Origin of the sequence: Streptomyces sp. NPDC053493 (assembly GCF_044544825.1) — a bacterium.
In the GTDB taxonomy this organism is placed as follows: domain Bacteria; phylum Actinomycetota; class Actinomycetes; order Streptomycetales; family Streptomycetaceae; genus Streptomyces.
Genome location: NZ_JBITXS010000003.1, coordinates 412,080 through 422,851, shown reverse-complemented (window position 1 = coordinate 422,851; position 10,772 = coordinate 412,080). Strand labels below are relative to the sequence as shown.

At 73.3% G+C, this 10,772-nt stretch carries 6 protein-coding genes; 1 reads left to right on the top strand and 5 read right to left on the bottom strand.

The features are described 5' to 3' along the window. Positions 1–635 precede the first annotated feature (635 nt). From ACIGO8_RS11775 to ACIGO8_RS11760, 4 genes are all read right to left on the bottom strand, one after another. Complete coding sequence (locus ACIGO8_RS11775) at positions 636–1,391, bottom strand: class I SAM-dependent methyltransferase (protein ID WP_399727694.1); 756 nt, start codon at positions 1,389–1,391, stop codon at positions 636–638. After that, positions 1,388–5,872 carry an aminotransferase class I/II-fold pyridoxal phosphate-dependent enzyme gene (locus ACIGO8_RS11770; RefSeq protein WP_399727692.1) on the bottom strand — a complete coding sequence of 1,495 codons (4,485 nt, stop codon included), beginning with the start codon at positions 5,870–5,872 and terminating at the stop codon, positions 1,388–1,390. The genes ACIGO8_RS11775 and ACIGO8_RS11770 overlap by 4 nt, the downstream gene beginning before the upstream one ends. A 170-nt stretch (positions 5,873–6,042) precedes the next feature. Further along, positions 6,043–6,363, bottom strand: a complete 321-nt coding sequence (locus ACIGO8_RS11765) for a putative quinol monooxygenase (protein ID WP_399727689.1) — start codon at positions 6,361–6,363, stop codon at positions 6,043–6,045. 46 nt (positions 6,364–6,409) lie between these two features. After that, the gene (locus ACIGO8_RS11760) at positions 6,410–7,285 is read right to left on the bottom strand and encodes an IclR family transcriptional regulator (protein ID WP_399727687.1); all 876 of its coding nucleotides are present in this window, start codon (positions 7,283–7,285) and stop codon (positions 6,410–6,412) included. A 128-nt stretch (positions 7,286–7,413) separates the two neighbouring features. On the opposite strand from ACIGO8_RS11760, the gene ACIGO8_RS11755 reads away from it, so the two are divergent. After that, the gene (locus ACIGO8_RS11755) at positions 7,414–9,264 is read left to right on the top strand and encodes a VanW family protein (protein WP_399727685.1); all 1,851 of its coding nucleotides are present in this window, start codon (positions 7,414–7,416) and stop codon (positions 9,262–9,264) included. 50 nt (positions 9,265–9,314) lie between these two features. Here ACIGO8_RS11755 and ACIGO8_RS11750 read toward each other — a convergent pair whose 3' ends face one another. Next, positions 9,315–10,679 (bottom strand): MFS transporter, encoded by a 1,365-nt coding sequence (locus tag ACIGO8_RS11750; RefSeq protein WP_399727682.1) that lies wholly within the window; start codon positions 10,677–10,679, stop codon positions 9,315–9,317. Positions 10,680–10,772 lie beyond the last annotated feature (93 nt).

Sequence of the window (10,772 nt, the reverse complement as noted above, 5' to 3'; positions counted from 1 at the left end):
TACCGCGGTGTGCCCTTCACCGAGCGGCAGGTGCGCCGCTGGTACGACTGGTATCTCGGCTCGCTCGCCGACGCCGTGAACTGGGAGGTCGACCTGTACACCGGTCTCGGCCACCGCGGGCCGCTGAAGGTGCTGGTGCCGGGCGCGGGCTTCTCCCCGTCCGACCAGGCCGCGGCCGTCGCGGTCCGGCTGGACGGCACCCGGTCGGCGCGGCTGATCGGGCGGGGCGTCGGCTTCCACGCGACGATCGGGCTGCTGCAGCACCGCGACCAGGTCCATGTCGTCACCACCGCCCTGGTGGACGGCACCGGTCGGCCGGCGGACCAGGGCTGTGCGCCGGGTGACGCGGACGTGGTCGGCTCTGCGCCGGACGTGGCCGTACGGAGCTGGTCCTCGGCGCGCTGGGTGGTGGCGGTGGCGCGGGCCGAGGGCTTCCGGCACGTGGACGGGGAGAGCGCGGGCCAGCAGGTGGCGGCGTACCGGCCGGGTGTGATGGAGGCGGCGTTCCGGCAGTTCGACTCGTGCGGGCTCGAGGGACTGATGTGGGCCTTCGACCACAATCTGTACGACGGGACGCCGGGCTCCTCGCTCGAGGAGTACGCGGCGCGGGTGAACGAGCGCGGTGCGGGCCCGGATCAGGGCGCGGGGCGTTCGGCGGTGAGCAGCAGCACGCCGGTGTCGCCGTACTCGGGCAGGGTGCGGTCCTTGGCGAGGCGGGAGATCCGCAGCCCGGTGGTGCGCGGGCCGAACACGGCGCGCAGCGCGGGCTCGTCCACGGGGCAGGCGGGCCAGACCGGGCCCTCGCCGATGCGGTAGCTGGGCATGCGTTCCATGAAGGCGGCGACCAGCCGCCCGCCGGGCCGTACCGCGCGGACGAACGCGGCGCACAGGGCGGTGAACTCGCCGAAGTCCTCGGTGACGCTCTCGGCGACGAAGTTCATGGAGGCGGCGTCGTAGTGGCCGTCGGCGAGGTCGGAGGCGTCGCCGGGGACCACGCGGACCCGGCTGAGGGCCTCTTCGAGGGTGTCCGGGAGCGTGGGGTCGAGGGTGCGGGCGAGCGCGTAGAAGGGCCGCCAGCTCTCCTCGGGGCCGGATGCCAGCTGTCCGCGCAGATAGGCGAGGTTGGCGGCGCTGGGTTCGAGGGCGTCGACACGGCGGCTGGCGCCGGCGGCGAGCATCAGCGGGTAGAGGTTGGGGCCCGCGCCCAGTTCGAGGGTGCGGGCGAGGCCGCCGGGGGCGAACTGGCGGTAGAAGGCGGAGTGGTGGCGGATGACGCCCCGGTCGAGCGGGTGGGTCTGGCGGTAGTTCTCGTCGAGGTATTCGGCGACGGGCCAGGCGTTCCAGTCCGCGTCGCGGTTCCTGCGCACCGCGGTCCGCCGTGGTGAGGTCATCGTCGCTCCGTGGTCCGTCCGGCGGCGACCGCGCCCGGCCGGGCCGGCGTGTGGCGCTGGAGGGCGAAGCGCTGGGAGAGCGCGGTGAGGGCGTCGTTGAGCTGTTCGATCTCCTCGTCGGTGTTGGCGGCGGTGATCTGGATGCGGAAGCCGACCCGGTCGCGCGGGACCAGCGGATAGCTGGCGAGGGTGACGTAGATGCCGCGCCGCCACAGGAAGGTGGCGACCGCCTCCAGGTCGGCGGGGTCGCCGAGCGGGATCTCGACGATCGGCAGGCCGTCGGTGTTGGGTGTGGCGATGCCGAGGCCGCGGACGTGGTCGAGGACGCGGGCGGTCATCCGGTGCAGGTCGGCCCGCAGGGCGTCGCCGCGTGCGGCGTTGACGTCGAGGCCGGCGAGGGCGGTGGCGAGGGAGGCGGTCGGCGAGGGACCGGAGTAGAGGTAGGGGGCGGCGGCCACCTTGAGGTGGTCCTTGAGCCGGTGCGGGACGGCGAGGAAGGCGAGCAGCGAGGAGTAGGCCTTGGAGAAGCCGCCGACGAGGACGATGCCGTCGTAGCTCTCGCCGAGGTGCCGGACGATGCTGTTGCCGCGCGCGCCGTACGGGCTGGTCTCCTGGGGGACGCGTTCACCGATGACGCCGAAGCCGTGGGCGTCGTCGACGTAGAGCAGGGCGCCGTGCAGGCGGCAGATCCGGGCGGTGGCGCGCAGGTCGGGGAAGTTGCCGGTCATGCTGTTGACGCCGTCCATGCACACCAGGCGGTGGGCGTCGGGAGGCGTCTCGCGCAGCATCGCGTCCAGTTCCTCGGGCCGGTCGGCGCGGAAGCGGTGCAGGGTGGCGCCCTGGCCGCGGGCGACGACGCAGCCGTCGTAGATGGTGCGGTGGGCCTGGGTCTCGACGAAGACCTCGCCGCCGGCGGCGAGCAGCGGGATGACGGACTGGTGGATGAGGGTGATGGTCGGCAGCAGGAGCGTGTCGGGAGCGCCGAGGAGTTCGGTGAGCCGTTCCTCGATGCGCGGGTAGAGGCGGGGGCTGCCGATGAGCCGCGACCAGCTGGGATGGGTGCCCCAGCGGCGTACCTGCGGGTCGATGGCGGACATGATCTCGGGGTCGAGGTCGAAGCCGAGGTAGTTGCAGGAGGCGAAGTCGATCAGCCAGTCGTCGCCGACCCGCAGCCGGCGCCCGTCGATCTCGTCGATGACGGCGTCGCACATGGGGCTGGTGCGCTTGAGCCGTTCCAGGTCGCGCCAGCGGGCGTCGGAGGGGGCGGGCCGGGTCGCGGGTGGGCCGGACAGGCCGCCGGGCGCGGTGGTACGGGCCGCGGTGTCCGCCTGCGCGGCGCGCGCGGCCCGGGCGGTGCGGACGGGCGGCTCGGGGATGCGGTGCAGGAAGGTGTCGGCCTGGCGCGCGGACATGGGCCGGGCGAAGAGGAAGCCCTGCCCGTAGCGGCAGCCCATGTCGGCGAGCAGGGCGCGCTGGTCCTCGTTCTCGATGCCCTCGGCGACGACCTGGAGGCCGAGGACGTCGGCGATGCGCACGATGCCCTCGACGAGGGCGACCTGCTGCCGGTCGGTGGTGATGTCGTCGATGAAGGACTTGTCGACCTTCAGCACGTCGATCGGGAAGTCGCGCAGATAGCTGAGCGAGGAGAAGCCGGTGCCGAAGTCGTCGATGGCGATGGACACGCCGAGGTCCTTCAGGGCCCGCATGGTGGTGCCGATCTGCTCGTCGCCGCGCATCAGGACGGACTCGGTCAGTTCCAGGACCAGGGAGCCCGGCGCGAGTCCGGAGGAGCGCAGGGTGCGCCGGACCACGTCGAGGAGGCCGGGGTCGCGGAACTGGCGGGCGGAGACGTTGACGTTGGCGCACAGCGGCGGCGTGCGGGGCCGGACCCGCTGCCAGCGGGAGATGTCCCGGGCCGCGTGGTCGAGGACCCAGGCGCCGAGCGGCATGATGTGGCCGCTCTCCTCGGCGAGGGAGATGAACTGCTCGGGCGGGACCATGCCGCGGCGGGCGTGCGGCCAGCGGATGAGGGCCTCGAAGCCGGCCAGGTCGGCGTCGTCGACCTGCACGATGGGCTGGTAGCGCAGGGCGAAGGCGTGGTCGGCGAGGGCGGTGTCCATGCCGGCCTGGAGCTCGTGGCGGGCGACGAGCCGGGAGTGCAGCTCGGGCCGGAAGCGCCGCCACCGCTTCTTGCCGGCGGCCTTGGCGGCGTAGAGCGCGAGGTCGGCGTGGCCGAGGAGTTCCTCGGCGTGGGCGCTGTCGAGGACGGTGGCGACGCCGACGCTGGTGGAGACGGAGACGGCGCCGTCGGTGAGGTGGAAGGGCTGGCCGAGGGTGTGCACGATCTCGGCGGCGAGGGCCTCGGCGTCGCCGGGCTCGCGGGCGCCCTCGATGAGGACGGCGAACTCGTCGCCGCCGAGCCGGGCGGCGGTGTCGGTGAGCCGGAGCACGGAGGTGAGCCGGCGGGCGACGGCGACGAGGAGTTCGTCGCCGACCGAGTGGCCCAGGGTGTCGTTGACGACCTTGAAGTCGTCGAGGTCGACGAAGAGCATGCAGGTCAGGGTGGATTCGCGGCGGCCGCGCAGCAGGGCGCGTTCGATCCGTTCGAGCAGCAGCACCCGGTTGGGCAGGCCGGTGAGCGAGTCGTGGAAGGCGCGGTGGGTCAGCTCGCGTTCGAGTTTGCGCTGCTCGGTGACGTCGCGCAGGGTCAGGACGAGGCCGTGGACGGTCTGCTCCTCGCGCAGGTTGCTGCACTGCACCTCGACCTCCAGGTCGGCGGCGCCGCCGTGCAGCAGCTTCCAGTCGTCGCGGGCGTCCACGTTGCCGTGCCTGCGGACGTCGGCGACGATCCGCAGCGCGCTCATCGCGTCGCCCGGGGCGAGGAGTTCGACGAGCGGGGTGCCGGGCAGCAGCGAGTGGCCGAACATGTGCTCCGCGGACGGGCTGGCGTAACGGACGGTGTCGTCGTCGTCGACGATGAGGATGACGTCGGAGGTGTTGTGCACCAGGGTGCGGAAGTAGGCCTCGCTGGTGCGGCGGCTGACCTCCTCGCTCAGGCCGAAGCGCTCCAGGGCGAGCGCGGCCTGGGAGGCGAGCGACTGGGCCGGGTCGGCGATCTCGGCGAGCTTCTTCTCGCTCCCGGCCAGCAGCAGCGCGCCGAGCAGCGGCTCGCCGGCGGCCGGGGCCTGGAGGGCGAGCGGGCAGAGCAGGACGTGGGTCTCGGGCTCGACGGCGGCGGCGAGCGGCCGGTCGAGCCCGTCGGCCGGCAGCAGCCGGCTGCCTTCGGCGAGCAGGTCCGGCCAGGGCGTGCCGCCGGGCCCGCTGATCTCGGTGACCTGGACGCTCCACGGATTGCGGCCGGTGGGTACGGCGACGAGCCGGCCGCGGCGGTCGCGGGAGAGCACCATCGTGTGGTGCGAGGTGCCGGGGCCGACGAGGGTGGCGGCGGCGGTCTCGACGGCGGCGGCGACCTCGCGCGGGCTGAGCGCGGCGACCAGCGACGCGGCGGCGAGCCGCAGGCTGCGCTCGCGGGTCTCGGCCCTGCGGTGGTCGGCCATGATCGTCCAGAGCCGGACCAGGACCAGCAGGAACATCAGCGCGGAGAAGATCGCGATGACGCCGATGTCCTTGTCCGGGTCCTGGCGCAGGGTCTGGAAGAGCAGCAGGCCGGGCGCGATGAGCGAGGCGAGGGCGAGCAGCACGAGCCGCCGCTGGGCGACGCCGGGCGCGGGCTCGGGAGCGAGTTCGGTCAGCCCGGTCATGGACGGGTGCAGGGCGGCCAGGCCCCAGGCGGTGAAGAAGACCACCCAGCCGATGTCCCACGGCGTGCCGACCTGCCAGGTGCCCTCCATCTGCTGCATGCCGTAGACGACGTCGGAGAAGAGGATGCCGCAGGTGCCGAGGGTGAGGAGCTGGACGGCACGGGAGCGCAGACCGCCGGGGACGAGGAGCCGGGCGAGCATCGCCAGCATGAGGACGTCGCCGAGCGGATAGGCGATCGAGATCACGCGCTCGATCCACGACATGTGCGGGGAGGTGGCGAGCGGGGTGATCAGGTTGACCCAGGAGAGCAGGGCGAGGCCGGAGGTGAGGATGAGCGCGTCGAGCGCCACGGCGAGGTCACGGCCGGCGGCGCGGCGGCGGATGAAGCCGTAGAGGCCGAGGGCGAAGAGCGGGTAGGTGGCGAGGTAGAAGGCGTCGGCGACGGACGGGAAGGGACGGTCCTGGTGGAAGAAGGCCTCCAGGGCGTTGTACGCGGTGTCGCCGGCGACGAAGGTGAAGTTGGCGGCGGCGAGCACCAGCCAGGGCCAGCGGCGGGCGGGCCGGTGCAGATGGACGCCGGTGAGGATGGCGACGACGCCGCTGAGGCCGATGAGCGCCCACAGGGTGGTGTGCCGGGAGGGCATCTGCAGGTAGGCGGCCGTCACGACGGCCACGAACACCAGGTAGGCGACGATCCACCTGCGCAGGGTCCGGGACATCGGTCGTCGCGGGAGTCCGCGCGGCTGTCCTAGCGGCATCGTTCGACCGCCCCCATCCGACGGGTTGGTCGTATCCGTCCAGTCTTACGGGTGCGGCGAAAGGCCGCACCCGCGGCGGGCCGCCGGGAGGTCGCCGGCGGCGCCCGCGGGGCGGCCCGCCACCTCGGCGCTCAGCGCGCGAGTTCGGCCATCGCGCCCCAGCCCTGCTGCGGCACCTCGACGTTGATGATCTCGGGCGTGGCGGCGACGGCCTCGCCCATGGCGGCGAGACCGGCCTTGAAGTGGGCGGAGGCGACGTGGGCGGCGCCGGCCTCGGCGTCGGCGAAGGCCTCCAGGAGGACGTACTGGTTCGGGTCGTCCACGCTGCGCGACCAGTCGAAGAAGAGGTTGCCGGGCTCCTCGCGGGTGGCGCGGGTGAAGTCGGCGACGCGGTCGAGCCAGCTGTCGGCGTACTCGGGGCGGGCGGTGAATCGGACGGCGATGAAGATCATGCGCTCAGTGTGCGCGGCGGTCCGCCGTTCCGGCCGGTGACGCGGCTCAGGATTCCGGCAGGGTCGGAAAACCGGCGGCGGGACGGGCGGCGAGGGCGGGGCCGAGGAGGGGGACGGCGCGGGCCAGGGCCGCGCGCAGCTCGCCGTGCCGCCGCCGGAAGTCGGCGGTGGGGAGCGAGACGGACAGGGCGTGCGCGACGCCGTCGGCCCGGCCGGCCGGCCCGGGGAAGCGGGGCGCGGTCGGGGCCGCCAGGGCCGTCGGCAGCACGGTCGCGAGGCAGGTGTACGCGGGATCGGCCTCGCCCACGGAGACGGCGAAGCCCCGGTCGCGCACGCCGGCCAGCTCCGCCTCGAAGCGCTCGGGGCTGGTGATCGTACGGTCGGTGAACCGGGCCATGCCGTGCTCGTCCAGGTAGCGGCGGCGCAGTGCGCGCGGCAGCCCGGCGAGCAGGGCCTTGCCGTGGGCGGTGGCGTGGGCCCGCGGCTCGGGGCCCGGGACGAAGGGGTGGGCGGTGTCGGTGACGGGCGCGGTGGTGTCGACGACGGTGATCAGGCCGTCCCGGTAGACGGTGAAGTAGGCCTCGGCGCCGGTGGCGCGGCGCAGCCGCGCGAGGAGTTCGGCCACTCCCCCGCCGGCGCCGCCGGCGCCCGCCGGTTCACCGAGGCCGTGGTGGCGCTGGTAGGCGCGGTGGAGTGCGAGGACGCGCGGTCCGGGCGCGTAGCCGTCGGAGGTCCGTACGAGATGACCGCGGGCGACCAGCGGTCCGGCGAGGTGGTAGACGGTCGACAGCGCGCAGCCGAGTGTCCTGGCCAGGGCCTTCGCGCCGACGGGCCGGCCGGCGTCGGCGACGGCGTCGAGCAGGGCGAGCGCGCGGTCGACGGACCGGGGACCTGGTGAGGACGGAGTGGAGGCGGTGGACACCGGGCCACCTTAGTCCGGCGGATGAGAGCAGTGTCACCGCAGGAAAAAAGGGATCATATGGATCTTTACCCCCCATTCGGCGTACCGTCGACGGGTACCCCTGACTTCTCATCGCCTTGGGAGGGTGTGTGCGCGCCTCCACGACCGACCACGCCGCCGCGGGCCCCCACGGGCGCCGCGGCCACATACGCAAGGCGGCGATCGCGACCGGTGCGGTCGCGGTCGTCGCCGGCGGACTGTACGTGGCGGGCCTCGTCGCCACCGGGGACGACATCTCCGCGGGCACCCGTGTCGACGGCGTCGACATCGGCGGCCTGAGCCGTGCCGAGGCCGCCGCCCGGCTGACCTCCGCGGCGCCCGCCGCCTGGAAGGACCCGGTGCGGGTCGCGGTCGGTGACGCCACCACGACGCTCGACCCGGCCACGGCCGGGCTCACGGTCGACGTGAAGGCCACCGCGGACCGCGCGGCCGACCCGTCCCGCGATCCCGTCACCGTCATCGGCCGGCTCTTCTCGTCCGGTAGCCGCGACATCGAGCCCGTCGTCTCCTTCGACACGGCCAAGGCCCGCGCGGCCGTGACGGCGACCGCCCGGCAGCACGAGAGCACCGTGCGCGAGGCCGCCGTGGCCTTCAAGGCCGGCAAGCCCGTGGTCACCGAGCCGCGGATCGGACAGAAGGTGGACACGGACCGGGCCGTGGACGCGCTGCGCGCCGCGTGGCCGGCGACCGCGGCCGGCGACGGATCCGGGGCGGGAACGGTGGCCGGCGGAGCCGGCACCGGAAGCTCCGGCGGCCGGACCGGTGCCGTGAACGGCGGATCCGGCGCGTCGGCGGTCTTTCCCGTGTCGGTGACCCGGCCGGCGGTGTCGGCGGCCGAGGTCTCGCGCTTCGTCAAGGACTACGCCGAGCCCGCCATGTCGGGCCCGGTCACGCTCACCGCGGGCGACAAGCGTCTGTCGATCTCGGCGGAGACGCTCGGCCGGCATCTGAAGGTGAAGACCGACGGCGGTCGGCTCACCTCCTCGCTCGACTCGGCCGCGCTGCTGCGCGACCCGGCGGTCGCCCGTCCGCTGAACGCGCTCACCGGCGCCCCGGTCGAGGCCCGGCTCGGCGTGCGCGACGGCAAGGTCGTCGTCGAGCAGGACGGCCGCGCCGGCCGCAAGGTGTCGGCCGACACCCTGGGCCGGGCGGTGGAGCCGCTGCTCGCCAAGCGCGGCGCCGCGGCCCGTACCGCACCCGTCGCCACCACGGTCACCGAGCCGAAGGTGTCGGCCAAGAACCTGGCGGCGCTCGGCATCACCGAGCAGATGTCCACGTTCACCGTGCACTTCCCGGCCGCGCCGTACCGGACGACCAACATCGGCCGCGCCGTCGAGCTGATCAACGGCTCGTACGTGCAGCCGGGCGAGGTGTGGAGCTTCAACCGCACGGTCGGCGAACGCACCGAGGCCAACGGCTTCGTGCCCGGCACCATGATCATGGACGGGCAGTACCAGAAGGCGCCGGGCGGCGGTGTGTCGGCGGTCGCGACGACGGTCTACAACGCGCTGTTCTTCGCCGGCGTGAAGCCGGTCGAGCACGGCGCCCACTCCTTCTACATCGAGCGCTACCCGGCCGGCCGGGAGGCGACGGTGGCGTGGGGCACGCTGGACCTCAGGTTCCTCAACGACTCGGGCCACCCGATCTACATCAAGGCGAGCTCGACGGACTCCTCGGTGACGGTCAGCTTCCTCGGCACGAAGAAGTACGACGCCGTCGAAGCGGTCGCCGGTCCCCGCACGAACGTCACGCCGCCCGCCGAGCGCACGGGCAGCGGCGAGAAGTGCGAGGTCCAGGATCCGCTGGAGGGCTTCGACATCAAGGTCGACCGGGTCTTCAAGAACGGCGGGGCCGAGGTGAAGCGGGAGACGTTCGCGACGCACTACACGCCGCGGGACAAGGTGACCTGCGACGACGGGAAGCAGCCGAAGAAGCCGTAAAGGACAGCACGGAAGGGCCCCTCTCGACACGAGAGGGGCCCTTCGTCAGCTCAGGCGTCGACCCGCGCGGCGGAGGCGGAGGTCGCCGCGTCGACGTCACCGAGGTCGCGGTGCCGGGTCTCCCGGGCGCAGACGACGGCGACGACGGTGAGCAGCGCCGCGGCGATCACGTAGAGGGCGATCGGCGTCGAGCTGTCGTAGTCGGCAAGCAGCGCGGTGGCGATGAGCGGGGCCGGTGCGCCGGCGGCGACGGAGGAGAACTGGGCGCCGATGGAGGCCCCGGAGTAGCGCATGCGGGTCGCGAACATCTCCGAGAAGAAGGCCGCCTGCGGCGCGTACATGGCGCCGTGCAGGATCAGGCCGACGGTGACGGCGAGCAGCAGGCTGCCGAAGGAGCCCTGGTCGATGAGGACGAAGAAGGGGAACATCCACAGTCCGACGCCGACGGCGCCGATCAGGTAGACGGGCCGCCGGCCGAGCCGGTCGGACAGCGCGCCCCAGAGCGGGATCGCGGCGAAGTGGACGGCGGAGCCGATGAGGACGGCGTTGAGCGCGGTCTGCTTGGACAGGCCGACCTGCGTGGTCGCGTAGACGAGGATGAACGCGGTGATCACGTAGTACGAGATGTTCTCGGCCATCCGGGCGCCCATCGCGATCAGCACGTCCCGCCAGTGGTGCCGGAGCACGGCCACCAGCGGCATCTTCTCGGCCTGCGCGGCCGCCGCCTTGCGCTCCTCGGCGGCGGCGAGCGCGGCCTTGAAGACGGGCGACTCGTCGACGGAGAGCCGGATCCACAGTCCGACGATCACCAGCACGCCGGACAGCAGGAACGGTATCCGCCATCCCCACGACCCGAACGCCGCCTCCGACAGCAGCGCGGTCAGCAGCGACAGCACACCGGTCGCCAGCAGCTGCCCGGCCGGCGCCCCGGTCTGCGGCCACGAGGCCCAGAACCCGCGCCGCTTCGCGTCCCCGTGCTCGGACACGAGCAGCACGGCCCCGCCCCACTCCCCACCGAGCGCGAACCCCTGCACCAGCCGCAACACGGTCAGCAGCACCGGCGCGGCGGACCCGACGGTCGCGTGCGTCGGCAGCAGCCCGATCGCGAACGTCGCCCCGCCCATCAGCAGCAGGCTGAGCACGAGCAGCTTCTTGCGCCCGAGCCGGTCACCGTAGTGCCCGAACACCAGCGCCCCGAGCGGCCTGGCGGCGAACCCGACGGCATAGGTCAGGAACGACAGCAGCGTCCCGACCAGCGGGTCGGACTGCGGAAAGAACAGCTTGTTGAACACCAGCGCGGCGGCCGACCCGTACAGGAAGAAGTCGTACCACTCGATGGTGGTGCCGATCAGGCTTGCGGCGACGATGCGCCGGAGGGAGGCGGGAGGCGTGGGAGCGTGTGTTGCGGCGGCCATGTGCACCACTTCCGAGCGGGTGACGGGGACGTGTTCGTGTCGCCACACCGTAGAAACGCGCTGGTCACCGGCGTATGTGGTGGGACACCATAG